The organism is Streptomyces sp. SCSIO 30461 (assembly GCF_037023745.1).
In the GTDB taxonomy this organism is placed as follows: Bacteria; Actinomycetota; Actinomycetes; order Streptomycetales; family Streptomycetaceae; genus Streptomyces.
On the sequence record NZ_CP146101.1, the window covers coordinates 5,183,219 to 5,208,648 of the forward strand.

The following is a 25,430-nucleotide window of genomic DNA, read 5'->3' on the forward strand; positions in this document are numbered from 1 at the left end:
GTCAGCCGAGATACGCCGGGGCGCCCACGGGCAGCGTAAATCGGAACTCGGCGCCGCCGCGTGGGCCGCGGCCGACGGTGATCGTCCCGCCGTGCGCCTCCACGATGCCCTTGACGATGTACAGACCAAGACCGGTGCCACCGCGTTTGCTCCCGCGCCAGAAACGGGTGAAGACACGGCCCATCGATTCCTCGGGGATGCCGGGGCCTTCGTCGCTCACGGTGACAACCGTTCCCTTCTCGTCGTGGTCCGCTGGTTGTGCAGGCGCTGCCGCCACCTCGATCGTGACGGTTCCCTCTCCGTGGCGCACCGCGTTTTCCAGCAGGTTGCCGAGCACCTGGTCGATCTTGTCGGGGTCTGCCCACAGCGCGGGCAGACCGCACTCGACACGTACGAAGAAACGGTCGGGTGACTGGCCCCGTGCAGTGTGCGCCTGGATGTGACGGCCCACGGCGGCGGCGATGTCGACCGGCTGACGCCGGACCTCCAGCCGTCCCGAGTCGATCCGGGAGATGTCGAGGAGCTCGGCGATCAGCCGGGTGACGCGGTCCGCGTCGGCGTCGACGGTCTCCAGCATCAGCCGCTTCTGGTCGTCGGTGAAGCGCTCCCACTTGGCCAGCAGGGTGGCGGTGAAGCCCTTCACCGAGGTCAGCGGCGAGCGCAGCTCATGGGCGACGGTGGCGATCAGCTCGGCATGGCTGCGTTCGGTACGGCGCCGGGCCTCGGTGCCTCGCAGCGTGACGACGACCCGGCGCACGGGCCCGGTCGGGGTCGCACGGACGTAGCGCGCGGAGACCAGCACCTCGCGGCCACCGGGCAGCAGCAGATTGCGTTCCGGCTGGCCGGCACGGGTGGCGAGACCACCGTAGGGATCGGTCAGCGGCCACCAGCGGTGCCCCGTGAGGTCCTCCAGGGGCAGGACACGCTCCAGCGACTGCCCGATCGCCTCACACCGCGGGGTGGCCGTGATGCGTACCGCCGCGGCGTTGAAGCAGATCACCAGGCCGCTCTCGTCGGCGACGACCAGTCCGTCGGGCAGGTCGTCGGGGTCGATGCCAAGGTCGCCGAGGCCCGGGAGCAGGCAGCCCGTGGCGCTGTACGCCGACGCGGCGGCCGACTGCGCGACCGGTCTCCCGGCGGAATCGCCGACCGACTTCGCAGCGGACTTCGACGGCCTGCTGGTGCCGACAGCCATCCCCGTACCCCACCTCTCGAACCGGTGCAGTGGGTCCCCGAGTTGGCCACCCTACTAGGCGTCGGTGACGGAGCGACAGCCCTGTCCGCTGCACAGCCGGCACCGGGACGCGCGGGAGCCGGCTCAGCTCGCCCGGCAGCCCCCGGCGGTGCGCTGCGCGCGGGCGGAGGCGTAGAGGCAGACGGCAGCGGCGGTCGCCAGGTTGAGGCTCTCCGCCTTGCCGTGGATGGGGACCCGCACGACGGCGTCCGCGAACGCCCGGGTCTCCTCGGGCAGACCCCATGCCTCGTTCCCGAAGATCCACGCGGTGGGGCCGCTCATCGTGCCGGCGTCGAGCTCGTCGTCCAGGTCGTCCTCCCCCGCGCCGTCGGCGGCGAGGATTCGGACCCCGGCGGTCTTCAGCCCGCTGACGGCCCGCTCGACGGGCACGCCTACGGCGACCGGCAGATGGAACAGGGAGCCGACCGATGCCCGCACCGATTTCGGGTTGTAGAGGTCCACCGACGCGTCGGTGAGCACGACCGCGTCGGCCCCGGCGGCATCAGCGCAGCGCAGCACCGTGCCGGCGTTCCCGGGGTCGCGTACATGGGCGAGCACCGCGACCAGCCTGGGCCGGGAGGCGAGGATCCGGTCGAACGGCGAGTCCAGGAAGCGGCAGACGCCGAGCAGCCCCTGCGGGGTGACGGTCTGCGACACCTCGGCCAGCACGCTGTCGTCGGCGTAGTGGATACGCGCCCCCGCGGCCCGCGCGGCGGCGATGATGTCCGCGTACCGCTCGGCGGCTTCGACGGTGGTGAAGAGTTCGAGCAGGGTCGGTTGCCCGTCATCGGCCCGGTGCTCCACAGCCTCCCGTACGGCCTGCGGCCCTTCGGCGATGAAGCGGCGCTCCTTCGACCGGAAGTTCCGCTTGGCCAGCCGCTTCGCGGCGACGACGCGCGGGGATCGCGGGGAGATCAGCTCGAAGGTGCCCATGGGTGGCTGCACACTCACTTCTCTTGTTGCGCTCGGGCGCACAGGGGGCGGGGTGGCGGGGTCCGGGCCGGCACGGTGGGCCCGGCCCCCGACGCACACGGACCCGCAGGCCAGTGGCCTGCGGGTCCGTGACGGTCCTGGGACGCGAGGGTGGCCGTCAGGCCGCGGACGCGGCCCTCGGGGCGTTGACGTCGCTCGGGAGGGCCTTCTGGGCGACCTCGACGAGCGCGGCGAACGCGGCGGCGTCGTTGACCGCGAGCTCGGCCAGGATCTTGCGGTCCACCTCGACGTTGGCGGCCTTCAGACCCTGGATGAAGCGGTTGTAGGTGATGCCGTTGGCGCGGGCAGCGGCGTTGATGCGCTGGATCCACAGCTGACGGAAGTCGCCCTTGCGCTTCTTGCGGTCGTTGTAGTTGTAGACGAGGGAGTGGGTGACCTGCTCCTTCGCCTTGCGGTACAGGCGCGAGCGCTGGCCGCGGTAGCCGCTGGCCTGCTCGAGGATCGCCCGGCGCTTCTTGTGGGCGTTGACTGCCCGCTTGACGCGTGCCACTTGTTAACTCCTTGTAGCGGGGTCGCGGTTGTCCTCACGCGACCCGGAAACGATTGGGTCCCGGTCCTGGCCGGAGGCCCCCGTCGCCCGGGGGCACGAGATCAAGGTCAGATGCCCAGCATCTTCTTGATCTTGGCGGCGTCACCCGGGGCCATCTCGGCGTTGCCGGTGAGGCGACGCGTCAGCTTGGACGACTTGTGCTCGAGCAGGTGGCGCTTGCCGGCGCGCTCGCGGAGCACCTTGCCGGAGCCGGTGATCTTGAAACGCTTCTTGGCACCGCTGTGCGTCTTGTTCTTCGGCATCGCGCCGTTGTCTCCTCGTCAGTGGCGCTCTCGTCGCCGGTCCGAAAACCGGCAGGCGAAAGCGTCAGATGTATCGGTTGATGTCCAGGACGGCTGTCCCGGCATCAGGCCTCGGCGGGCTCCTCAGCGGAGTCCACTGCCTGAACGTGCTCCTCAGCGGAGTCCGGCTGGGCGGACTGGGCCTGGCGCTCCGCCTTGCGGGCGGCCTGCGCCTCGCGGGCTTCGGCCATCGCCTCGGTCTTCTTCTTGTGCGGACCGAGAACCATGATCATGTTCCGGCCGTCCTGCTTCGGGTTCGACTCGACGAAACCGAGCTCCTGGACGTCCTCGGCGAGCCGCTGGAGCAGTCGGTAGCCGAGCTCCGGCCGGGACTGCTCGCGACCACGGAACATGATCGTGATCTTGACCTTGTCGCCCTGCTTGAGGAACCGGACGACGTGACCCTTCTTGGTGTCATAGTCGTGCGGGTCGATCTTCGGCCGGAGCTTCATCTCCTTGATGACCGTGTGCGCCTGGTTCTTGCGCGCCTCACGGGCCTTCATGGCCGACTCGTACTTGAACTTCCCGTAGTCCATGAGCTTGCACACAGGCGGACGGGCGTTCGCCGCGACCTCGACCAGGTCGAGGTCGTACTCCTGGGCAAGCTCCAGGGCCTTGGCAAGCGGGACAATCCCGACCTGCTCGCCGCTGGGACCGACAAGTCGCACCTCGGGAACGCGAATCCGGTCGTTGATGCGGGGCTCGGCGCTGATGGATCCTCCTCGGTAGCACCACGCGGCGGTCTGGCGGACAGCCACGCAACGTCTGTTCTCTTCAACCAACCGCGCCGGCTCATGAAAAATGCCCCGACGGGCACAGGCGGGGCTCCAGAAAAACCGGAACACCGCACGGCGAACCGCGGGGCGCTGCTTCGGGCGGCTTCCATCGTCCGTACGGAACGATGGGCGCCGCCTGACCGGTGACCCGCCACCCTTCGAGGGCGGTAGGTGGGAGTTCGGAGCCTCCACTTGTGGGCCGGACACACGGGTGACCGACCGGTCGTTACAACAGGTTAGCAGCTCCCGGCGGCGGGAGCGAACCGAAAGGGACCGCGGGCACGCGCTGATCAGCCGTAGACCGGGCCGGTGTACTTCTCACCGGGACCCTGCCCCGGCTCGTCCGGGACGATCGACGCCTCACGGAAGGCCAATTGGAGGGACTTGAGCCCGTCACGCAGCGGGGCCGCGTGGAAGGAGCTGATCTCGGTGGCACCGGCGTCGAGCAGCCCGGCCAGCGCGTGCACCAGCTTGCGCGCCTCGTCCAGGTCCTTGTGCTTGTCGCCGTCCTCGGTCAGCCCGAGCTTCACAGCGGCGGCACTCATCAGGTTGACCGCGACCGTGACGATCACTTCGACCGCGGGCACCTCCGCGATGTCCCGGGCCATGGCGTCGAAGTCGGGAGCCTCTGCGGCGTCAGCGCTCGGCGTCTCGTTGCTGGGGGTCGCGTCACTCATGCGCCCCACGATATGCGGTGCTCTCTACGGACGTACGTAGAGGGGCTCCCCCGGAGGCACGGCCTCCGGGGGCAGCACGGCCAGATCGAGACCGCGTACGAGGCGGGCCCGCAGGGTCTCGTCCGCCGCGAGCGCCTCGGCAACACGCTGGGCGACGTCGGCGGGCACGGCATCGGGCGCCGGGACCAGCGCGAGGGTGCCGTCGGCGCTTCCTGGGCCCAGGTGGGCGCGGAGCAGCCCGGGCTCTGCCGCGACAACGGACCGTACCGCCTCACGCACGACCTGATCGGTCAGCGGATCGGTGCTGGTGCGCCCCTCCGCGAGGGCGAGGAGCGCCCGCCCGGTCAGCGGGTACGGGACGGGCCCCGCGAGGTCCAGCAGGAGGGTGTCCGCCTTCTCGTGCACGGCGGCGGCGAGGGCCTGGTGCAGTGGTACGGCGACCGGCCTGGCCTGAGGGTCCCACCGGGCGAGCGACTCGGCGGAGGTGAAGGCGGGCAGCGCCCGGCGGCCCCCCAGGGTCAGCGTGGGTACGGCCATGTCGCTGGTCTTCTCGTGGCGCAGCCCCTGCTCGTCCACCTCGACCTCGCCGAGCAGCGCGACGACCGGGACGAGCAACCGGGCGCCTTTGAGTGCCTGGAGGACCGGCTGCTCGGCGTTCCTGTCCTCGGCCCAGGCGGTGAGCGCCGTGGTGAGGGCGGGGTCGGCGGAGCCGTCGTCGTCGGGAAACGGGGAGTCGGGGATGTTCTTGAGCGCCACACGATGAGCCTAGTGCAGGGCGGTTTCGCCACCGCCCGCCGCACGGGCGCCCGCCCGTGCGCGTCACGTGGCGACCGGTGGCCGGGATCAGCCGGGTCAGTGGTGCCCCTGGCTGCCCTGGCCCTGGTTCTGGCCCTGCGTCTGACCGGGACGCTGCCGCCCGCCATGACCCTGTTGTCTGTCCCTGGTCCCAGCCGCCCTGTCCCGGGCGCTGCCGGCCCCGATGGTCGTTTCCGTGCGATCGTGCTCCGGAGCCTCGACCGGTGTGCCGCGGAAGCAGCCGACGGTGTATGGGAACTCCAGGGCGGCGCCGTAGCGGTAGATCGACGTTTCCGTGCCGTTTCCAGACCACCTTGCCGGTGCGGCCGTGGCACTCGTGCCGTCCGATTCCGGTCGCCGGGGCAGACGTACCAGGAAGGTGGCCCCGCCGCCGGGGGTCTCCAGGGCGGCCACCGTCCCGTCGCGGTTGCTCACCAGCGCGGCGAGGATGGCGAGTCCGAGGCCCGATCCGTCCCGTGTGCGGGCGCGGGACCGCCGGGTCGGTGGAAGCGGTCGAAGACATGGGGGCGATCCGCGGCACCGATTCCGGGGCCGTTGTCGGCCACCCGGATCTCGACGGCGGGGCCGACCCGCTCGGCGGTGATGCGGGTGAGGGTACCGGTCGGCGTGTGGTTGCGGACATTCGCGAGAAGGTTCCGGATCACCTGCCGCAACCGCAGCTCGTTCGCACGGACCGCCGGGTCGCGCACGAGCTCCAGGTCGACGGCGGGTCCGGGGCCGATCGCACGGTGCTCGTCGACCGCCGCCCGGAGGACGACGGCGACCGCGCCACCACGGTGGCGGGGCGCCCGTCCCGGTCCAGCGTCCCGTCCGCTGGACCGCGGTTCAGCGGTGATCCAGCGTCCCGTCCGCGCTCTCGGCCGCTGCGATGCCACCGGTGCGGGCCGCTGACAGCACGGTCCGCCACGGCACAGTCGGCAGCGGGCCCTGGCCTGTGGGCATCCTGTTCGCCGACTCCGGCCTCGGTGCACGCGGAACTGCGGCGGGGCTCCTCCCGGCCGGGGCTCTTCTCCGGCCGGGAGGCTCCTGCTCAGGTGCGGCGGCGGCCGCCCCGCCACAGCAGGGCCGCGCAGACGAGCAGCAGCACACCGGTCCCGCCGGCCAGGGGCACCAGCATCCCGCCCGGGGTGGCGCCGTCCTGCGCGGGGGCGGGGCCGCTGCCGAAGTAGCGCTTGCGGTGACCGGGCGCGGACGAGGATGTCGATTCGCCCGGTGAGAGCTCGCCGGGAGTGACCTTTCGCGCCGCCTTGAGCGCGGCGACCGGGTCGACCGTGCCGTATCCCCTGGCGTCGTCGCGACCGCCTTCGGGCGCGTCCCGGGCGGTGTCCGCGAGGAGCTGCTTGATCTGGGCCGGGGTCAGATCCGGGTGGGCGGACCGGACGAGCGCGACCACTCCGGAGACGAAGGCGGCTGCCGCGCTGGTGCCCCAGCCCTCGTAGTACTTACGGTCGGGATCGGCGATGACCACGTCAACGCCGGGGGCGCTGACGGTCGCGTACCAGCGGCTCGTGGAGAACGAGGCATGGGTGCCGAAGCGGTCGACGGCGGTGACGGCGATGACCCCGGGGTAGGCCGCGGGGTACGAGATGTGGTCGCCCTTCTCACCGCTGTTCCCGGCCGAAGCGACGACCACGGCGCCCTTGGCGAGCGCGTACTGGACGGCGGCGTCCTCGCCCTGCTCGGGGTGCGCGGACTCGCTGTCGTCGCCGAGCGAGAGGTTGATGACGTCGGCCCCGTTGTCGGCGGCCCAGCGGATTCCGTCCGCGAGCGCGGATGTACGGGTCTTGCGCGCCTGGGCTCGGGACGGGTCGGTGCCTTCCAGGATCACCCGGACCGGCTGGATCTTCGCCTGGGGCGCGACACCGAGCACGCCGTCCTCACGCCCCGGCCCATGGCCCCGTCCGGCGATGATCCCGGCCATGGCGGTCCCATGCCGTGCCCACGCCCGGTCGCCGCGCCCGGCGCCGAAACCGACGAGGTCCTTGGTGGGGAGCACCTGGCCCGTGAGATCGGGGTGGCTGTCGTCGACCCCGGTGTCGAGGACGGCGACCGTGACGCCATCGCCCTTGGTGGTCCCCCATGCCTGGTCCAAGTGCAGCGTGTCGATTGCCCACTGGCGGGCCCTGATGCTGTCCGCGTGAGCGGGCTCGACGGACACCAGGACGAGCGCGATGGCAGCGGCGACGCCGCCGGTGAGCCGGTGCCCGAGCCGACCCCGCCGGGGCAGTCGGTCACGGGAGCGCGCGGTCATTCGGACTTCTCCGAGTCCCTGGCCACACAGGCCCGCAGAGCGCGTTCGACGCCCTTGGCCAAACCCCTGGCCTCGTGACCGAGACCCGCCTGCGCGGCGGCGGAAGTGGCACCCGCGACGGTCGCCTCACCCGCCGGGCGCGGGTCGGTCACCGCACGGCCGTCGGCGAATCCGGAGACCGCGTAGACGAGGACCGGGGCGTCGTCGAGGACGTCGATCGTCCAGCTGGCCCGCTGCTTGCCGCCGAAGTCCGCGGCGACGGTTCCGGGGACGGCGTACGCCCGGGGCATCAGGTCGGCGCGCTGGTCGAGGTTCTCCTGCGCGAACCTGCTCCGCAGCGCTGCCATGACCTCCCGGTCCGCCTGGGTGACGAGCATGCCGACGGTGGTAACGCTGCTGGAGGAGGCATCGGCATAGGTGGCGCGCAGCGCGCGCAGGCAGCCGACCGGACGGACCGCCTCGGCCAGCAGCGGATCGAGCGCGGCAGCGCATTCCGCATCAGGTGCCACACCGACCCGCTTCCACACACGGTCGGCGCTGCCGGGCCCGGCCCCGGGGCCTTCGAGGGTGCGCGGGAAGAGCTCGTCGACGGGGGTGCTGTGCCAGAGCGCGCGTACTCGGTCGTAGTCGGCGGCCACCGTGGCGGACGCTCCGCCGGTGGTCGGGCGGTCCGCGAGCCAGCTTCCCGCGGCCGCGCCCCCGATCAGCCCGAGCCCGAGGACGAGGCAGGCGACGGCCGCCGGGGTCCTGGCGGGGTGCCGGGTGCGCACGGGGCGCAGCCGGGTGGTGATCTCGGTGGGCTGCTCGGGGTGGAAGCCCGGATATCCGTGCTGTACGGCGGGTGAGGGCCAGGCTGTGCGGCCGGCGGCGGGCGTGCTCGCCGGTGCCGGCGGCGCTGTGTGGGAAGCCCACCCCAACGGTAGCGGCGGGCGTGGTGGGGACGGCGGTGCGTCGGGCGTCGTGCCGCCGCTGCCCGTCGGCGGCGCCTGCACGGGCACGGGCCCGCGGGTCGGCGGAACCGGCTCGGTTCGTCGGTCACCCGGCCGCCGGACGCGGCTCGTGGCCGCGCCCTCCGACGCGGCGGGTGCCTGCGGCTGTACAGGTGGCGGGGCCTGCGGCTGTACCGGCGGCTTCGCCGGTACCGGTACCTGTGCGGGTCTCAGCGGCTGTGCCGGTGTCTGCGGGTGTGCCGCTGCCTGCGCGACAGCCGGTCCCATCGCTCCGGTCCCGTGCCCCGGCTGTGCGGGGATCGGAGGCCGCGGAGGTACGGAAGGGCGCGGGGGCACCAAGGGAAGGAGAGGTTCGGCTGCGCGGGAGGTGTGTGGTGCCTCGGTGCCCATCCGCCCCCCGTTCCAGTGTCCGTGCACGCCGACGGATCGCCGAGGCAGGCCCGTTCGTCACCGTGTGACAGTCACTCTACGGGCTCGCCCGGGGCCTCAGGGAACAGGTCGGCGGGCCCGCGGCATCTGCGCAGAACGTCCCCCTACCCTCGGGTACGGCGGTTCTGGCAAGCTCGGGCCATGACGCCCCGTGCCGCCGACAGGGCCCGGTACGACCGGGCCACGGCCCATCTCGACGCCCCGCTCGCCATCGTGGATCTCGACGCCTTCGACGCGAACGCGGCGGACCTGATCCGCAGGGCGAGTGGAAAGCCGATCAGGGTCGCGAGCAAGTCCGTTCGCTGCCGCGCCCTGTTGGAGCGTGTCCTCGCGATGGACGGGTTCGCGGGGATCATGTCGTTCACTCTGGCCGAGTCCATCTGGCTGGCACGTGCGGGCTTCGGTGATGTGCTGCTCGCCTATCCGTCCGCCGACCGGGCGGGCTTCGCCGAGCTGGCGGGAGACGCCAAACTCGCCGCCGAGGTCACCGTGATGGTGGATGACCCGGCACAACTCGATCTGATCGACCGTTCGCGTGACGGCGGCGGCGAGGAGATCCGGGTCTGTCTGGAGCTGGACACCGCGCTGCGACTGCTGGGCGGGCGAGTGCGGATCGGCGCACGCCGCTCACCTCTGCGCGAACCGGCCCAACTGGGCGCGCTGGCCCGGGATATCTCGCGACGCCCCGGCTTCCGCCTGGTGGGCCTGATGGCCTACGAGGGCCATGTGGCCGGGGTCGGGGACGCGGTGGCGGGCAGCCCGGTGCGTTCGCGGATGATCCGGGTGATGCAGTCCGCGGCCCGTCGCGAGCTGGCGCGGCGCAGGGCGGCCGTGGTGGCGGCGGTCCGCGCCGAGGTGGCGGACCTGGAGTTCGTGAACGGCGGCGGCACGGGCAGTGTGCAGCACACCGCGGCAGAGGACGCCGTCACCGAGATCGCGGCCGGCTCCGGGCTCTATGTGCCGCGGCTGTTCGACAACTACACGTCCTTCAACGGCCGTCCAGCGGCGCTGTTCGCCCAGCCGGTGGTACGCCGGCCAGGGGTGGGCGTGGTGACGGTGCTCGGCGGCGGCTATCCGGCGTCCGGTGCGGCGGGCCGGGACAGGCTCCCCGTTCCGTATCTGCCGGAAGGCCTCGGGTACGACCCCATGGAGGGCCCTGGCGAGGTGCAGACCCCCCTGCTGGGCGCCGCCGCCGACGACCTGCTGCTAGGCGACAAAGTGTGGTTCCGCCATGCCAAGGCCGGTGAGCTGTGCGAGCGGTTCGACGAGCTGCGGCTGGTGTCGGGCGAGCAGGTGGTGGCGTCCGTCCCGACCTACCGGGGCGAAGGCCGTACGTTCCTCTGAGCCTGCTCCTGACGCGTCCGGTCCCGGCGGATGTCGGGTCCGCCGGGACCGGTGACCGGCCGACCGGGTGGGAGCGACCGCTACTGCGGGGTGACGTACGCGCCCGCGATACCGCCGTCGACCAGGAAGTCCGTGGCGTTGACGAAGGAGGAGTCGTCGCTGGCGAGGAACGCCACCGCCGCCGCGATCTCCTCGGCCTCCGCGAAGCGGCCCACCGGAATGTGCACGAGCCGCCGGGCGGCGCGCTCCGGGTCCTTGGCGAACAGCTCCTGGAGCAGAGGGGTGTTGACCGGCCCCGGGCACAGCGCGTTGACCCGGATGCCCTCGCGGGCGAACTGCACACCCAGCTCGCGGGACATCGCCAGCACACCGCCCTTGGACGCGGTGTACGAGATCTGGGAGGTCGCCGCGCCCATCCGGGCCACGAACGAGGCGGTGTTGATGATCGAGCCCCTGCCCTGGCGCTGCATGTAGGGGATCGCGGCCTTGCAGCACAGGAAGACGGAGGTCAGGTTGACTTCCTGGACCCTCCTCCAGGCGTCCAGACCGGTGTCCAGGATGGAGTCGTCGTCGGGCGGCGAGATGCCCGCGTTGTTGAAGGCGATGTCCACGCTGCCGTAGGTGTCGAAAGCGGTCTTGAAGAGCGCTTCGACCTGCTCGGCGTCGGTGACGTCGACCTTGGCGTATGTGCCGCCGACCTCGTCGGCGGCGGCCTTGCCGGCGATCTCGTCGATGTCGCCGCAGACGACGTTCGCGCCCTCGGCGGCCAGACGCCGCGCCGTGGCGAGGCCGATGCCACTGCCGGCGCCGGTGATGACTGCGGTGCGGCCGACGAGTCGGCGGCACTGGGAAGTGTCGGTCATGGTGGTTCAGGCCTCCGTGCTGATGAAGACGTTCTTGGTCTCGGTGAAAGCGGTGAGCGCGTCGGGGCCGAGTTCACGGCCGAGGCCGGACTGCTTGTAGCCGCCGAAGGGGGTCCAGTAGCGGACGCTGGAGTGGGAGTTGACGGACAGGTTGCCCGCGGCGACAGCGCCGGACATACGCAGCGCACGGCCGATGTCGCGGGTCCAGATGGAGCCGGAGAGCCCGTAGTCGGTGGCGTTGGCGAGCCGTACGGCGTCGTCCTCGTCCTCGAACGGCAGCACGACGGCGACCGGGCCGAAGACCTCTTCGACGGCGGCGGGGGCATCGGGTGCGAGCCCGGTGAGTACGGTCGGGGGGAACCAGAAGCCGGGGCCCGCCGGGGCGGTGCCACGGATGCCCGGGAGGCCGTCCGGGACGTGGGAACGCACCCGTTCCAGCTGGACCTTGGAGATCAGCGGCCCCATCTGGGTGCGCTCGTCGGCCGGGTCACCGACGACAACCGACTCGATCGCCGGGGTGAGCGATTCGATGAAGCGGTCGTAGACCGCGGACTGGACCAGGATGCGGGTCCGGGCGCAGCAGTCCTGGCCGCTGTTGTCGAGGAAGGCCATCGGGGCCGCTACCGCCGCCGCTTCGACGTCCGCGTCCGCGAAGACGATGTTGGGGCTCTTGCCGCCGAGTTCGAGGGTGACCCGCTTCACCCGGTCCGCGCAGAGCGACATGATCTGCTTGCCGATCCGGGTCGATCCGGTGAACACGATCTTCGCGACGCCCGGGTGGCGTACGAGGGCGTCGCCCGCGATGTCGCCACGCCCCGGCAGCACCTGGAAGAGATGCTCGGGAAGCCCCGCCTGCAGGGCGAGTTCGGCGAGCCGCAGGGCGGTGAGCGGGGTGGTCTCGGCGGGCTTGAGGATGACGGCGTTGCCCGCAGCGAGCGCGGGGGCCGTGCCCCAGGCCGCGATGGGCATCGGGAAGTTCCACGGGGCGATGACTCCGACGACTCCGAGCGGTTCCAGGATCGTCAGGTCGATTCCACCCGGCACGGGGATCTGGCGGCCGGTGAGCCGCTCCACTCCCCCGGCGGCGTAGTCGAGCAGATCGCGGACGTTCCCCGCCTCCCAGCGGGCGTTGCCGATGGTGTGTCCGGCCTCGCGGACCTCGATCCGGGCGAGTTCCTCGATGTGGTCGTCCACGACACCGGCGAAACGGCGTAGCAGCCGGGCGCGGTCGGCCGGGGCGACTGCGGCCCAGGCGCGCTGGGCCGCGGCGGCCCGCTCGACGGCGGTGTCGACGTCCTGTTCGACGGCGCCGGGGACACTGGCGATGACTTCCTCGGTGGCCGGGTTCAGCACATCGAGTTCGTACGGTTGCGACAAGTGGTGCCTCACATGCGTTCGAAGGAGCGGCGGAGCTCCCAGTCGGTCACCGCGGCATCGAAGGCCGCGAGCTCGACCCGGGCCATGTTGCGGTAGTGGGCGACGACCTCGCCCCCGAAGGCGGCCTTGGCGATGGGGCTGTTCTCCCAGAGCTCGGCGGCCTGGCGGAGGGTGGTGGGGACGTGCTCGTAGTCGCCGGCGTAGGCATTGCCCGCGCAGACCTCGGGGAGCTCCAGCTCGTTCTCGATGCCGTGGATCCCGGCGGCGACCAGTCCGGCCACGGCGAGGTACGGGTTGACGTCACCGCCAGGGACCCGGTTCTCGAACCGGGTGGAGCGGCCGTGCCCGACGACCCGCAGGGCGCAGGTGCGGTTGTCATAGCCCCAGGCCACGGCGGTGGGAGCGAACGAACCCGGCTGGAAGCGCTTGTACGAGTTGATGTTCGGGGCGTACAGCAGCGAGAAGTCGCGCAGCGCCGCGAGTTGACCGGCCAGGAAGTGCCGCATCACCTTCGACATACCGTGTCCCGCGTGTGCGTCGGGTTCCACGCGCTCGTGGGGGTCCGCCGCCATCACATTGCGCCCGTCCGCGTCCTGGAGGGACAGATGGATGTGGCAGGAATTTCCCTCGCGCTCGTTGTACTTCGCCATGAAGGTGAGCGAGACGCCTTCCTGCGCGGCGATCTCCTTGGCGCCGGTCTTGTAGATCGCGTGCTGGTCGCAGGTGAGCAGGGCCTCGTCGTAGCGGAAGGCGATCTCGTGCTGACCTGGGTTGCACTCGCCCTTGGCGGACTCGACGATCAGGCCGGCTGCGGCCATCTCGTTGCGGATGCGGCGCAGCAGGGGTTCGATGCGGCCGGTGCCGAGGACCGAGTAGTCGATGTTGTACTGGTTGGCCGGCGTCAGGTCGCGGTAGGCGGCGTCCCAGGCCTGCTCGTAGGTGTCCTTGAAGACGATGAATTCCAGCTCGGTGCCGACGTGCGCGGTGTAGCCGAGGTCGGCGAGGCGCTCCAGTTGGCGGCGCAGGATCTGGCGCGGAGCGGCCACCACCGGGGAGGCGTCGCTCCAGGCGAGGTCGGCGATCAGCATGGCCGTGCCCTCGTTCCAGGGGACACGGCGCAGGGTGCCGAGATCGGCGTGCATGGCGAAGTCGCCGTAGCCCCGGTCCCAGGAGGACATCTCATAGCCGTCCACCGTGTTCATCTCGGTGTCGACGGCGAGCAGGTAGTTGCAGCCTTCGGTGCCGTGCTCGAGCACCTCGTCGAGGAAGAACGGCGCGGCGAACCGCTTGCCCTGGAGGCGCCCCTGCATATCGGGGAAGGCCAGGACTACGGTGTCGATCTCACCGCTCGCGACAAGGGCCCTGAGCTCCTCGACGGTCAGCGGGGGTGTGCGGTCTGCCACGGGATCTGCCTCCTAAGGTCAGCCGGAAGCCATAAGGTATTGCCGAGGACCATTGATTGGGAAGGGGGAACCGCAAGGTGGCGGAAACAAGTGAGACGCACGAGGCGGCCGACCGGCTGACATCCGTGCTGCGACCGGTGCGCGGCGGCAACGGCTTCGAGGAAGCCTTGGAGCAGGTCCTCCAGGTGGTACGGCTCGGATTGGTGCCCGGGGGGGAGCGGCTACCCGCCGAGCGTGAGCTGGCCGACCGCATGGGCATCAGCCGTGTGACGCTCCGCGAGGTGCTCAAGGTCCTGCAGGAGCAGGGCCTGATCGAGAGCCGCCGGGGGCGCTACGGGGGCACGTTCATCCGGCAGCGCCGGCACACCGCGGACGAGGACGAGCTGCGGCGCCGGGTCGCCGCGGTCGACCTGGAGGACACCCTGCGCTTCCGCGAGGTGCTCGAGGTGGGAGCGGCGGGACTCTGCGCGGCCCACGGGCTCGGCCCTGATGCCGCGGAGCGGCTGCGCAGGGCGCTGGCGGCCACGCACGACGCGACTCTGGACGGGTACCGGCGCTGCGACACGCTGCTGCACCTCACGCTCGCCGAGCTGTCCGGCTCACCCACGCTGACCAAGCAGTACGCGGCGGTGCGGGCGACCGTGAACGATCTGCTGGACTGCATCCCGCTGCTCGTGCGCAACCTGGAGCACTCCCAGCAGCAGCACGTGGCGCTGGTGGAGTCGGTGCTGGAGGGGGACGCCGAGACGGCGCGCGAGGTGATGCGCGAGCACTGCGCGGGCACCGCGGCTCTGCTCCGCGGCTTCCTGGCGTGACCCCCAACGGCCGCCGACGCGCCGTAACCCGAACGTAACCCGCAGGTCTTGCGTTACCTTGATTCGAGCGCAAAGGTATGGCGTCATTCCATTGGTCCCTACGCGGGAGCTCTGCCATGACGCTCGAAGACACCACAGGGAACAAAACCGCCCCATCCGGCGACGACTACCTCCGACGACGGACCCTCAGGCGCGGCAGCGCGGGCTGGCTGCTGCTGACCGGCCTCGGGGTCGCCTATGTCGTCTCCGGTGATTTCTCCGGCTGGAACATCGGACTGTCCAAGGGCGGTTTCGGCGGCCTCGCCATCGCGACCGTGCTGATGGGAGTGATGTACGCCTGTCTGGTCTTCGCACTCGCCGAGCTCTCGGCGATCCTGCCGACAGCGGGCGGCGGCTACGGCTTCGCCCGCCGCGCACTCGGCACCTGGGGCGGATTCCTCACCGGCACCGCGATCCTCATCGAATACGTCCTCGCCCCCGCCGCCATCTCCATCTTCATCGGCGACTACGTCGAGTCACTCGGGCTCTTCGGCCTGGAGTCGGGCTGGCCGGTCTATCTCGCCTGTTTTGTGATCTTCATCGGAATCCATCTGTGGGGCGTGGGCGAGGCCCTGCGCTTCAGCCTCGTCGTCACCGCGATCGCGGTCGCGGCGCTGCTGATCTTCGCGGTCGGCGCACTCACCGACTTCCACGTCAGCGGACTCGACGACATCCCGGTGGACAAGGGTGCGCTGGGCTCCAACTCCTGGCTGCCGTTCGGCCTGCTGGGGATCTGGGCGGCTTTCCCCTTCGGCATGTGGTTCTTCCTCGGTGTCGAAGGCGTACCGCTGGCCGCCGAGGAGGCGAAGGACCCGGTCCGCTCGATGCCGCGGGCGCTCGCCCTGTCCATGGGGATACTGGCTCTGCTCGCGCTGGTCACCTTCTTCGCCGCGACCGGGGCCAAGGGCTCGGCGGCCATCCAGGAAGCCGGAAACCCGCTGGTGGTGGCACTGCAAGGGGATGGCGACCCGACCGCGCTGAGCCGCTTCGTCAACTACGCGGGCCTCGCAGGCCTGGTCGCGTCGTTCTTCTCGCTGATCTACGCCGGATCGCGCCAGCTCTTCGCTCTCTCCCGGGCCGGCTATCTGCCCCGCTTCCTCTCCCTCACCAGCCGCCGCAAGTCCCCGTACCTGGGCCTGCTCATCCCCGGCGCCATCGGCTTCGCCCTGGCCGCCGGGACCGGGGACGGCGCCCGGATGCTGAACATCGCGGTCTTCGGCGCGACCATCTCGTACGCGCTGATGGCGCTGTCCCACATCGTGCTGCGGCGCCGGGAGCCTGACCTGCCGCGGCCGTACCGCACACCCGGTGGTGTACTCACCTCTTCCGTGGCCTTCGTGCTCGCGCTCTCCGCGCTGGTCGCGACGTTCCTGGTGGACAAGGACGCGGCGTTCATCGCCCTCGCGGTGTACGTCGTCGCACTCGCGTACTTCGCCTTCTACAGTCGGCACCGTCTGGTCGCCAAGGCGCCTGAGGAGGAGTTCGCGGCGCTGGCGGCGGCCGAGGCCGAACTCGAACGCGACTGACATCATCGAGACGACAGGAGGAACCTCACCGTGACCCAGCCGCTCATCGGCGTCAGCACCTACCTGGACACGGCCTCGTGGGGCGTATGGCAGTTGCCGGCCGCGCTGCTGCCCGTCGGCTATCCGCGCCTCGTCCAGGCGGCCGGGGGCATCGCCGCGATGCTCCCGCCGGACGTCCCGGAGCGCGCGGCACGCGTGGTGGCCCGGCTCGACGGCCTCGTGGTGGCGGGCGGCCCTGATGTGGAGCCCGTCCACTACGGCGCCGCTCCCGACCCGCGGACCGGTCCACCGGCTCGCGAGCGGGACGGCTGGGAACTCGCTCTGATCCACGCGGCGCTTGAATCGGGCACACCGCTGCTCGGGATCTGCCGGGGCATGCAGCTGCTCAACGTCGCGCTGGGCGGGACGCTGGTCCAGCACATGGAGGGCCACGCCAAGGCTCCCGGTGTCTTCAGCCACCACCCCGTCACCCCGGTCCCGGGTACCCGGTACGCGGACCTGGTCCCCGAGGTGAGCTCGGTACCCACCTACCACCACCAGTCCGTCGACCGCCTGGGAACAGGTCTCATCGCCTCGGCCCACGCGGACGACGGCACGGTGGAGGCCGTGGAACTTCCGGGGCGCGGCTGGGCGGTGGGGGTGCAGTGGCACCCCGAGATGGGTGAGGACGTGCGTGTGATGTCGGGGCTCGTCGCCGTGGCGAGCCGGTTGTGACCGGAGCGGTACGGCCGGTGGTCACCGGTTCGGGCCATCGCGTGCGCGGGGGCACGGTTCTCAGGCGAGAGCGGCGCGCAGTACGGCGGGCGCCGCTACCAGCGACGGCCCGTACCACGTCAGCATCCGCCCGTCCACCAGTGCGGAGCGCACTCCGGGGAACGCCTCGGGCCCGTCCTCGGCGGTGAAGCGGTACGGCTCGTCCGGCAGCACGACCAGCTCCACGCCGACCGAGTTGAGCTCGTCCAGCGGGATGCGCGGATACCGGTCCACGTGGCCCGCGTAGACGTTCTCGACGCCGACGCGGGCGAGCAGATCACCCGCGAAGGTGTCGCGGCCCAGCACCATCCAGGGCCGCCGCCAGATCGGCACGACGGCCCGCCGGGGCCCACCGCCCGTGGGCGGCGGCACCGCCGCCCACGCGGCGCGGGCCTCGTCGAGCCAGCACGGCCGGGCGGCGCCGCAGGCCCGCAGGACACGTTCCAGTTCGGTGAACGCCTGCGGCAGCGTGCGCACTTCAGTGACCAGCACATCGAGTCCTGCGGCCCGCAGGGCCGCAATGTCGGGGGCCCGGTTCTCCTCCTCGTTGGCGATGACGAGGTCCGGGGCAAGCGCCTTGATCGACACGAGGTCGGGGTTCTTGGTGCCGCCGATGCGCACCACGTCGAGTTCGGCGGGGTGGCTGCACCAGTCGGTGGCACCCACCAGCAGTCCCGGCGCGCTCACGGCGACCGTCTCGGTGAGGGACGGGACGAGCGAGACGACGCGCCTCATGAGCCGGTCCCGAGCCGGTCGCCGACACCGACGACAAGCAGCCGGGTACACGGCAGGGTGGCACGCCAGCGGTGGCGCACACCCCCGGACAGATAGAGGGTGTCGCCCTTCTCAAGGCGGTACACCCGCCCTTCGGCCTCGACCTCGGCGGCCCCGTCGGCGACGTACATCAACTCGTCGCCGCGGTGCTGGTACTCCCGGTCGCCTTCCTGCTCCCCGGTGAACTCGGCGGCGCGCAGCTGGTGGTGGCCGCGTACGAGAGACCGTATGCCCATGTCCGGGGAGCAGTCCGGGTCCCCGACCCTGACCACGTCCACCACACGCGCGGAGTCCGCGACGGCGAGCAGTTCGGCGGCTGTCGTCTCCAGCGCGACGGCCACCCTGTCGAGGGAACGCATGCTGGGCCGGGCCCGTTCGTTCTCGATCTGGCTGAGAAAGGGCACCGACAGTCCGCTGCGCTCGGCCACGGCAGCGAGTGTGAGCGCGAGGGCCCTGCGCCGTCTGCGGACGGCGGAGCCCACACGGATCGTCTCCTTGTCTGCCATCGCGTCGTCCCTCCCTCCTAATCGGCAACCTTACGCAGATCCAGGCACCCAACCGCACCGCCGCCTCCGGCGCAACGGTGAGGGCCCCGCCACTGTATGTGACGGGGCCCCGACCGGTGGGGGGAGGAGGGTGGTCTACTGAGGCTCCGCCTGATGGACGGGGCCCGGCTGGTGCCTGAGCCGGGTGCCGACGGCAACCTGGTCGGCGCGCTGCGCGCATACGGCGCGTGGGGCGACCCGGGACGCGTCGTCCAGCTGCTCGGCTCGCGACCTGGACACATGCCACCTCTCGCGTCAGGCCCGGAACGGCCTGCGCCCCGGGCGGCGGACCGTGGAGCGGGCGACTTCGAGCCGCGTCCTCCCTGGTCGGGATGTGCCGCGGGGTCCCCTCCGGCACCTCGGCTGCCCCCGACCACCCACCGCAAACCCGGCAGTGACGCAGCTCACGGTCGAGGCATCCGCAGGGCACCGCGCGATGTGCCGAGACCGGGAGCTGTCGGCGGGGTACGGCATCATCGGGGCTGTGACGCGACGCCTGATGCTCCTCGACACCGCTTCCCTCTACTTCCGCGCATACTTCGGGGTGCCCGAATCCGTGCGTGCCCCCGACGGCACACCCGTCAACGCCCTGCGCGGGCTGCTGGAGTTCATCACCCGGCTGGTACAGGACCACCGCCCCGACGAGCTGGTGGCCTGCATGGACGCCGACTGGCGTCCGCAGTGGCGGGTCGATCTCATCCCCTCGTACAAGGCGCACCGGGTGGCGGTGGAGACCGAGACGGGTCCGGACGAGGAGGTCGTCCCGGACACGCTGTCCCCGCAGGTCCCGATCATCGAAGAGGTGCTGGACGCCTTCGGTATCGCCCGGGTGGGTGTCGCCGGATACGAGGCCGACGACGTCATCGGCACCCTGGCGGGGCGGGCGTCGGGCCCGGTGGACATCGTGACCGGTGACCGCGATCTGTATCAGCTGGTCGACGACGCGCGCGGGGTGCGGGTGCTGTATCCGCTGAAGGGCGTCGGCATGATGCAGACCACCGACGAGGCCGTGCTGCGCGAGAAGTACGGCGTGGACGGTCCCGGCTACGTCGATCTGGCGCTGCTGCGCGGGGACCCGAGCGACGGCCTGCCCGGGGTGCCCGGTATCGGCGAGAAGACCGCGGCGAAGCTGCTGGACGCTTTCGGGGACCTGGCCGGGATCATGGCGGCCGTGGACGACCCGGCGTCGAAGCTCACCCCGTCGCAGCGCAAGCGGTTGGACGAGTCCCGGGCCTATGTGGCCGTGGCCCCGAAGGTGGTGCGGGTCGCCGGTGACGTACCGCTGCCCGGCTTCGACCCGGCGCTGCCGAAGCGGGCACGGGATCCTCAGCGCCTCGAAGAGCTCGCGGTGCGCTGGGGCCTGGGGCGGGCGGTGCACCGGCTGCTGACCGAACTGGGCGCGTGACATGCGGGAATCTCAGCGGGCGTCAACGGCACGCGATGGCGACTTAGGTTAACCTAACCAAGCATCCAGCTGTGACCGACGCGCTGTGAACCGAGGAGACCGCCGTGGCAGACACACCCGCCCGCAAGGCACCGACGACCCACGAGGCGCGGGTGGTGCGCACGGAGCGGATCACTCCGCACATGGTGCGCGTGGTCCTCGGCGGTGAGGGGCTCGCAGACTTCCGCACGGACGGCTCGACGGACGCGTACGTCAAGGTGGTCTTCCCGCAGCCCGGAGTGAGCTACCCCGAGCCCTTCGACATGGCCCGCATCCGTGAGGAGTTCCCCCGCGAGCAGTGGCCGAGCAACCGCACCTACACGGTGCGTGCCTGGGACCCCGTACACCGGGAGCTGACGATCGACTTCGTGGTGCACGGGGACGAGGGCCTGGCAGGCCCGTGGGCGGCTCGGGCGCAGCCGGGTGAAACGGTCCGGCTGCTGGGACCGGGCGGCGGGTACGCCCCGGACACCGCGGCGGACTGGCATCTGCTGGCGGGGGACGAGAGCGCGCTGCCGGCGATCGCCGCCGCGTTGGAGCAGCTGCCAGCGGACGCGGTCGTCCACGCGTTCGTGGAGGTGTCGGGGCCCGAGGACGAACAGAAGATCGCGACCCCGGACGGCGTGACGGTGACCTGGCTGCACCGAGGAGACGGGGCGGTCGGCGGGGCGCTCATCGCCGCGGTGCGGGGACTGGAGTTCCCGGAGGGCGACGTGCACGCCTTCGTCCACGGCGAGGCGGGCGCGGTGAGGGAGTTGCGCCGCCATCTGCGGCTTGAGCGCGGCATCCCCGCGGCCCGGCTGTCGATCTCCGGCTACTGGCGTCTCGGCAAGTCGGACGAGGCATGGCGGGCCATCAAGCGCGATTGGAACGCGCAGGTGGAGCGGGAACAGGAGCAGGACAGGGCCGCCTGATCCGCTCCCCCGCAGGCCCGCTGCCGAATCAGCTGAAAAAGTCCTGCCGAAGGGCAGTCAGATCCCGCTCCCGCTCCGTATATCTGGAGGAAGACAGGGAGAGGGGAGAGCGAGCGCGTGAAGGAAGCCGTACGCATCACCGGGGCACCGCCGGCTGGTCCTGGCCTCGACGAGCTGCTCGTACGAGTGGCCCGGGGCGACCAGAATGCCTTCGCCCGGGTGTATGACGCGGTCTGCGGGCCCGTCCTGGGGGTCGTCCGCAGTGTGCTGCGGGACCCGGCCCAGTCGGACGAGGTGACGCAGGAGGTGCTGGTCGAGTTGTGGCGTACGGCAGCGCGCTACCAGCCGTCCCGAGGCTCGGCACTGACCTGGACGCTCACCCTCGCGCATCGCCGCGCCGTGGACCGGGTGCGGTCGGCCCAAGCCGCCACCGAGCGCGAGCAGAAGGCGGCCCGGCTCGGCGCGACCCCGGCGTTCGACGATGTCGTCGAGCAGGTCGAGGCCCGGCTCGAGCGCGAGCAGGTGCGCCGCTGCCTGCGCACCCTCACCGACCTGCAGCGGCAGTCGGTGACCCTCGCCTACTACCGCGGACTCGCCTATCGCGAGGTCGCGGAACTGCTGTCGGTGCCCCTGGGTACGGTGAAGACCCGGATGCGCGACGGGCTCATCCGCCTGCGCGACTGCCTGGGGGTGAGCGCATGACCGCGTCGGCACGCGGCGGCTCGGGACGGGACGCCGAACTGCACACACTCACCGGCGCCTACGCGCTGAACGCCCTCGGTGAACGGGAACGCGTCCATTTCGAGCGGCACTTGGCTGCCTGCACGGCGTGCACCCAGGAGGTGCGGGAACTGAGCGCGACAGCGGGGCGGCTGGGTCTCGCCGTCAGCGAACCGCCGCCGACCGCGATGAAGGCCCAGGTACTTCGGCGTATAGCGACGGTTCGTCAGGAACCGCCCACCATCCCTGGTATGCGCCTCGGTGGGGAGCGGGACCGTGACCGGCCGCCCGTGCACCGGGTCAGGCCCGCGGACAGGCGCAGGCTGCCGCGATTCGTGCTCGCGGCATGCCTCGTGGGTGCGGCGACGTTCGGTGGATACGCGACATGGCAGCAGCGTGCGGCACAGGACGCCCTGACCCGGGCAGAGGCAGCTACCCGTCAGGCCGAGGCTTCGACCCGCCAGGCGCGTGAGCAGGCCGGGCTCCAGTCGCAGGCCCTGGCGAACGTACTGACCGCACGCGATGTGCGCACCAGGTCCGCGAGCCTGGGCAGCGCCACCGCGACCGGCACGGTGGCCGTGTCCCGTGAACGGGACCGCGCGGTGTTCCTGGCGACGGGGCTTCCGCGTCCGGACGCGGGCAAGGTCTACCAACTCTGGTTCGCCGACGGCACGACGATGCGGTCCGCGGGGCTCCTGGCGTCCACGGGCGCGGCGGAGACCGTCCTGATGGACGGCGCGGTGGCCGCGGCGACGGGGATGGGGGTGACGGTGGAGCCCGCCGGAGGGTCGGCTCAACCGACGTCTCAGCCCTTGGCGTTGCTGGACTTCCGCTAGACCGTCTCCACCGGGGTTCGCCTCGCTCGCCCCCCGGGCGTGGGCTGCTCGTCCCGAGTGGCCTCGCCCCTCGCGACGCGGAGCGTCCGGTGCACCCCACCTCGTACGGTCGGGTGCACCGGACGCCGTCGCACCGGGCGAGATGAAGCCCCTGTGGTTCCGCGTGAGCCCGGCCTCGTGGCCCGGCCGGGGATCGAGTCCCGACACGCGGAACGGGCCCACGAGGTACGGGCGCCAAGAGGTCCTAGCCCACGGAGCTGTACGCCACGACGCCCCGGAGCAGCCCGTCCACCGCCTTGCGGGCGGCACGGGCCACCGTGGCGCCCTCGCCCGGGGCCGCCGCGGCGATCTGGCCCAGGACGTCGATGACCTGCTTGCACCAGCGCACGAAGTCCCCCGCGGGCATCTCCGCCTCGCGCAGCACCTCATCCAGGCTCTTCCCGGACGCCCACTGGTAGGCCGCCCAGGCGAAGCCCAGATCCGGCTCGCGCTGACCGACGCCTTCGGTCTGGCTGATCTTGAAATCTTCCTCGAGTGCGTCGAGCCGGCCCCAGATCCGCACCATCTCACCCAACGCGGTCCTCGCCTTCCCCGCGGGCAGCTTGGGCGCCACCGCGTCATCGGCCTGCCGTGCCTCGAAGACCAGCGCCGACACGCATGCCGCCAGTTCGGCCGGAGTCAGGCCCTCCCAGACCTGTTCGCGCAGACACTCACTGGCCAGCAGGTCCAACTCGCCGTAGAGCCGCGCCAGGCGCTTGCCATGCTCGGTGACCTCGTCGCCGCGGAGGTAGTCCATCTCGGTGAGCAGGCCGACGATCCGGTCGAAGGTGCGGGCGATGGTGTTGGTGCGGCCCTCGATACGGCGCTCCAGCTGCCGGGTGTCGCGCTGGAGGCGGTGGTAGCGCTCAGCCCAGCGCGCATGGTCCTCGCGCTCGTCGCAGCCGTGGCAGGGGTGCGAGCGGATGTCCTTGCGGAGCCGCGCGATCTCGCGGTCGTCCGCCGCCGTGGACCGAGACTTGCGGTGCCGGTCGGGCACGATGTGCCCGGCCTTGGTCCGCAGCGCCGACGCCAGGTCACGGCGGGACTGAGGCGACCTGGGGTTGAAGGACTTGGGGATGCGCATGCGCTCCAGTGGTTCGACGGGGACCGGGAAGTCCATCGCGGCGAGCCGCTTGACCTGCCGCTCGGCGGTCAGGACCAGGGGTCGCGGCCCGTCGTGGTATTCGAACCCGCCTCGGTGGCCGTTGGACCGCCCCGCGGGCAGCCCGGGGTCCAGGACCAGCGCGAGACCGGCGAACTTGCCCGTCGGGACATGGATGACGTCGCCGGGCTTGAGCTTCTCCAGGGAGCCCGCCGCAGCGGCGCGGCGCTGTGCGGCGCCCTGCTTGGCCAGTTCGGTCTCACGGTCCTTGAGGTCCCGGCGAAGCCGCGCGTACTCCTCGAAGTCACCGAGGTGGCAGGTCATGCCCTCCCGGTAGCCTTCGAGCCCCTCCTCGTTGCGCTGCACCTGCCGGGAGATCCCGACGACCGACTTGTCCGCCTGGAACTGAGCGAAGGAGGTCTCCAGCAGCTCGCGCGAGCGGTGCCGGCCGAACTGCTGCACCAGGTTCACGGCCATGTTGTACGAGGGCTTGAAGCTGGAGCGCAGCGGATAGGTACGAGTGCCCGCGAGGCCGGCGAGGGCACCCGGGTCCATACCGCGCTGCCAAAGGACCACGGCGTGGCCCTCGACGTCGATACCACGCCTGCCCGCACGGCCGGTCAGCTGGGTGTACTCACCGGGGGTGATGTCCGCGTGCTGCTCGCCGTTCCACTTGACGAGCTTCTCCAGCACCACGGAGCGCGCGGGCATGTTGATGCCCAGTGCGAGGGTCTCGGTGGCGAACACCGCCTTGACGAGGCCGCGCACGAAGAGCTCTTCGACGACTTCCTTGAATGTCGGGAGCATTCCGGCGTGATGGGCCGCTATACCCCGCTCCAGGCCCTCCAGCCACTCGTAGTAGCCGAGTACATGCAGGTCCTCGCCGGGGATGGCGGCCGTGCGCTCCTCCACGAGCTCGCGCACCTTCCGGCGCGCCTCCTCGTCGTTGAGTCTCAACCCCGCGTACAGGCACTGCTGGACGGCGGCCTCGCAGGCTGCTCGGCTGAAGATGAAGGTGATGGCCGGCAGCAGGCCCTCGGCGTCGAGGCGCTCTATGACCTCGGGCCGGGACGGCGTCCAGATACGGCTGCGCTGGCGCCGCTCGCGCTCGCGGTCGGCCTCGCGGACCATCTTCCCGCGTCTGCGGTCGCGGGGGTTGTAGGTGCGTGAGTTCTCCATCCGGGCCAGGCGGACCAGATCGGGGTTGACCTCGCGGCGGGAGGCGCCTCGGCCCCCGTGGTCGGTCTCCTCCTCGAAGAGGTCGTACATCCGACGCCCGGCCAGCACGTGCTGCCACAGCGGCACGGGGCGGGACTCGGAGACGATCACTTCGGTGTCACCGCGGACCGTGTCCAGCCAGTCGCCGAACTCCTCCGCGTTGGACACGGTGGCGGAGAGCGAGACCAGGGTGACGGATTCCGGAAGGTGGATGATCACTTCCTCCCAGACGGCGCCGCGGAAGCGGTCTGAGAGATAGTGCACCTCATCCATGACCACATAGCCGAGACCGAGCAGCGACTGGGAGCCCGCGTACAGCATGTTGCGCAGGACCTCGGTGGTCATGACAACGATCGGGGCCTCGGAGTTGACGCTGTTGTCACCGGTGAGCAGGCCGACCTTCTCCGGGCCGTACCGCCTGACCAGGTCCGAGTACTTCTGGTTGGACAGCGCCTTGATGGGCGTGGTGTAGAAGCACTTGCGCCCCTGCGTGAGGGCGAGGTGCACGGCGAACTCGCCGACGATGGTCTTGCCCGACCCTGTGGGTGCCGCCACGAGCACGCCCTTGCCGGCCTCCAGGGCCTGGCAGGCCTCGATCTGGAACGGGTCCAGGTCGAATTCGTACAGCTCGCGGAAGGGAGCGAGTGCGGTGGCCTGGTCGGCGGCGCGGATCCGCGCCGCCGCGTAGCGCTCAGCTGGTGAGAGGTCCTCTGTCATCTTGCTTCGAGACTACCCGCCCCCACTGACGGTGAGCGCGATCA

26 protein-coding genes are annotated in these 25,430 nt (G+C 71.3%); 8 read left to right on the plus strand and 18 right to left on the minus strand.

Annotated elements, in window-relative coordinates; genetic code table 11:
• Nucleotide 1: 1 nt before the first annotated feature.
• From V1460_RS23175 to V1460_RS23225, 11 genes are all read right to left on the minus strand, one after another.
• A complete protein-coding gene (locus tag V1460_RS23175) occupies nt 2–1,195 on the minus strand; it encodes an ATP-binding protein (protein ID WP_338675537.1) in 1,194 nt (397 codons plus the stop codon).
• A gap of 123 nt (nt 1,196–1,318) precedes the next feature.
• Entirely contained in the window at nt 1,319–2,167 is an 849-nt protein-coding gene (locus V1460_RS23180; protein WP_338678166.1) for an RNA methyltransferase, read from the minus strand.
• 157 nt (nt 2,168–2,324) lie between these two features.
• Nucleotides 2,325–2,717, minus strand: coding sequence for a 50S ribosomal protein L20 (gene rplT / locus V1460_RS23185; protein ID WP_338675538.1), 393 nt, complete (start codon nt 2,715–2,717; stop codon nt 2,325–2,327).
• A 107-nt stretch (nt 2,718–2,824) separates the two neighbouring features.
• Entirely contained in the window at nt 2,825–3,019 is a 195-nt protein-coding gene (rpmI, locus tag V1460_RS23190; RefSeq protein ID WP_019884943.1) for a 50S ribosomal protein L35, read from the minus strand.
• A gap of 104 nt (nt 3,020–3,123) precedes the next feature.
• Complete coding sequence (infC, locus tag V1460_RS23195; RefSeq protein WP_338675539.1) at nt 3,124–3,816, minus strand: translation initiation factor IF-3; 693 nt, start codon at nt 3,814–3,816, stop codon at nt 3,124–3,126.
• Nucleotides 3,817–4,124: 308 nt separating this feature from the next.
• Entirely contained in the window at nt 4,125–4,511 is a 387-nt protein-coding gene (locus V1460_RS23200) for a DUF1844 domain-containing protein (protein ID WP_338675540.1), read from the minus strand.
• A gap of 24 nt (nt 4,512–4,535) precedes the next feature.
• A complete protein-coding gene (locus V1460_RS23205; RefSeq protein WP_338675541.1) occupies nt 4,536–5,267 on the minus strand; it encodes an SseB family protein in 732 nt (243 codons plus the stop codon).
• Nucleotides 5,268–5,363: 96 nt separating this feature from the next.
• Nucleotides 5,364–5,741, minus strand: coding sequence for a hypothetical protein (locus V1460_RS23210; protein WP_338675542.1), 378 nt, complete (start codon nt 5,739–5,741; stop codon nt 5,364–5,366).
• Nucleotides 5,738–6,202 carry a HAMP domain-containing sensor histidine kinase gene (locus V1460_RS23215; protein ID WP_338675543.1) on the minus strand — a complete coding sequence of 155 codons (465 nt, stop codon included), beginning with the start codon at nt 6,200–6,202 and terminating at the stop codon, nt 5,738–5,740. Before V1460_RS23215 ends, V1460_RS23210 begins: the two co-directional genes overlap by 4 nt.
• Nucleotides 6,203–6,357: 155 nt before the next feature.
• Nucleotides 6,358–7,578: a type VII secretion-associated serine protease mycosin gene (mycP, locus tag V1460_RS23220; protein ID WP_338675544.1), complete on the minus strand. Its 1,221-nt coding sequence runs from the start codon at nt 7,576–7,578 to the stop codon at nt 6,358–6,360.
• The gene (locus V1460_RS23225; RefSeq protein ID WP_338675545.1) at nt 7,575–8,495 is read right to left on the minus strand and encodes a hypothetical protein; all 921 of its coding nucleotides are present in this window, start codon (nt 8,493–8,495) and stop codon (nt 7,575–7,577) included. Before V1460_RS23225 ends, mycP begins: the two co-directional genes overlap by 4 nt.
• 603 nt (nt 8,496–9,098) lie before the next feature.
• On the opposite strand from V1460_RS23225, the gene V1460_RS23230 reads away from it, so the two are divergent.
• Complete coding sequence (locus V1460_RS23230) at nt 9,099–10,301, plus strand: amino acid deaminase/aldolase (RefSeq protein ID WP_338675546.1); 1,203 nt, start codon at nt 9,099–9,101, stop codon at nt 10,299–10,301.
• Nucleotides 10,302–10,381: 80 nt separating this feature from the next.
• Here the strand turns inward: V1460_RS23230 and V1460_RS23235 are convergent, their stop codons facing one another.
• Genes V1460_RS23235 through V1460_RS23245 form a run of 3 tightly spaced genes read right to left on the minus strand, consistent with a single transcriptional unit; the run spans nt 10,382 to nt 13,944 of the window.
• On the minus strand, nt 10,382–11,164 hold the full coding sequence (locus V1460_RS23235; RefSeq protein ID WP_338675547.1) for a 3-oxoacyl-ACP reductase: 783 nt from the start codon (nt 11,162–11,164) through the stop codon (nt 10,382–10,384).
• Nucleotides 11,165–11,170: 6 nt separating this feature from the next.
• On the minus strand, nt 11,171–12,541 hold the full coding sequence (locus V1460_RS23240) for an aldehyde dehydrogenase family protein (protein WP_338675548.1): 1,371 nt from the start codon (nt 12,539–12,541) through the stop codon (nt 11,171–11,173).
• An 8-nt stretch (nt 12,542–12,549) separates the two neighbouring features.
• Nucleotides 12,550–13,944, minus strand: a complete 1,395-nt coding sequence (locus V1460_RS23245) for a glutamine synthetase family protein (protein WP_338675549.1) — start codon at nt 13,942–13,944, stop codon at nt 12,550–12,552.
• Nucleotides 13,945–14,021: 77 nt separating this feature from the next.
• Here V1460_RS23245 and V1460_RS23250 point away from each other — a divergent pair, with 77 nt between their 5' ends.
• From V1460_RS23250 to V1460_RS23260, 3 genes are all read left to right on the plus strand, one after another.
• A complete protein-coding gene (locus V1460_RS23250; RefSeq protein WP_338675550.1) occupies nt 14,022–14,759 on the plus strand; it encodes an FCD domain-containing protein in 738 nt (245 codons plus the stop codon).
• Nucleotides 14,760–14,875: 116 nt separating this feature from the next.
• The gene (eat, locus tag V1460_RS23255) at nt 14,876–16,324 is read left to right on the plus strand and encodes an ethanolamine permease (protein WP_338675551.1); all 1,449 of its coding nucleotides are present in this window, start codon (nt 14,876–14,878) and stop codon (nt 16,322–16,324) included.
• Nucleotides 16,325–16,354: 30 nt separating this feature from the next.
• Complete coding sequence (locus V1460_RS23260; RefSeq protein WP_338675552.1) at nt 16,355–17,038, plus strand: gamma-glutamyl-gamma-aminobutyrate hydrolase family protein; 684 nt, start codon at nt 16,355–16,357, stop codon at nt 17,036–17,038.
• Nucleotides 17,039–17,098: 60 nt separating this feature from the next.
• Here V1460_RS23260 and V1460_RS23265 read toward each other — a convergent pair whose 3' ends face one another.
• From V1460_RS23265 to V1460_RS23275, 3 genes are all read right to left on the minus strand, one after another.
• Nucleotides 17,099–17,812, minus strand: coding sequence for a helical backbone metal receptor (locus V1460_RS23265; protein WP_338675553.1), 714 nt, complete (start codon nt 17,810–17,812; stop codon nt 17,099–17,101).
• Nucleotides 17,809–18,357, minus strand: a complete 549-nt coding sequence (locus V1460_RS23270; protein ID WP_338675554.1) for a cupin domain-containing protein — start codon at nt 18,355–18,357, stop codon at nt 17,809–17,811. Before V1460_RS23270 ends, V1460_RS23265 begins: the two co-directional genes overlap by 4 nt.
• 135 nt (nt 18,358–18,492) lie before the next feature.
• A complete protein-coding gene (locus V1460_RS23275) occupies nt 18,493–18,636 on the minus strand; it encodes a hypothetical protein (protein WP_338675555.1) in 144 nt (47 codons plus the stop codon).
• Between the two features lie 259 nt (nt 18,637–18,895).
• Here V1460_RS23275 and V1460_RS23280 point away from each other — a divergent pair, with 259 nt between their 5' ends.
• From V1460_RS23280 to V1460_RS23295, 4 genes are all read left to right on the plus strand, one after another.
• Nucleotides 18,896–19,801, plus strand: coding sequence for a 5'-3' exonuclease (locus V1460_RS23280; protein ID WP_338678167.1), 906 nt, complete (start codon nt 18,896–18,898; stop codon nt 19,799–19,801).
• A 104-nt stretch (nt 19,802–19,905) separates the two neighbouring features.
• Nucleotides 19,906–20,754, plus strand: a complete 849-nt coding sequence (locus tag V1460_RS23285; RefSeq protein ID WP_338675556.1) for a siderophore-interacting protein — start codon at nt 19,906–19,908, stop codon at nt 20,752–20,754.
• 117 nt (nt 20,755–20,871) lie between these two features.
• Nucleotides 20,872–21,456: a sigma-70 family RNA polymerase sigma factor gene (locus V1460_RS23290; RefSeq protein WP_338675557.1), complete on the plus strand. Its 585-nt coding sequence runs from the start codon at nt 20,872–20,874 to the stop codon at nt 21,454–21,456.
• Nucleotides 21,453–22,310 carry an anti-sigma factor gene (locus V1460_RS23295; protein WP_338675558.1) on the plus strand — a complete coding sequence of 286 codons (858 nt, stop codon included), beginning with the start codon at nt 21,453–21,455 and terminating at the stop codon, nt 22,308–22,310. Before V1460_RS23290 ends, V1460_RS23295 begins: the two co-directional genes overlap by 4 nt.
• A gap of 244 nt (nt 22,311–22,554) precedes the next feature.
• Here V1460_RS23295 and V1460_RS23300 read toward each other — a convergent pair whose 3' ends face one another.
• On the minus strand, nt 22,555–25,386 hold the full coding sequence (locus tag V1460_RS23300; protein WP_338675559.1) for a DEAD/DEAH box helicase: 2,832 nt from the start codon (nt 25,384–25,386) through the stop codon (nt 22,555–22,557).
• Nucleotides 25,387–25,430 lie beyond the last annotated feature (44 nt).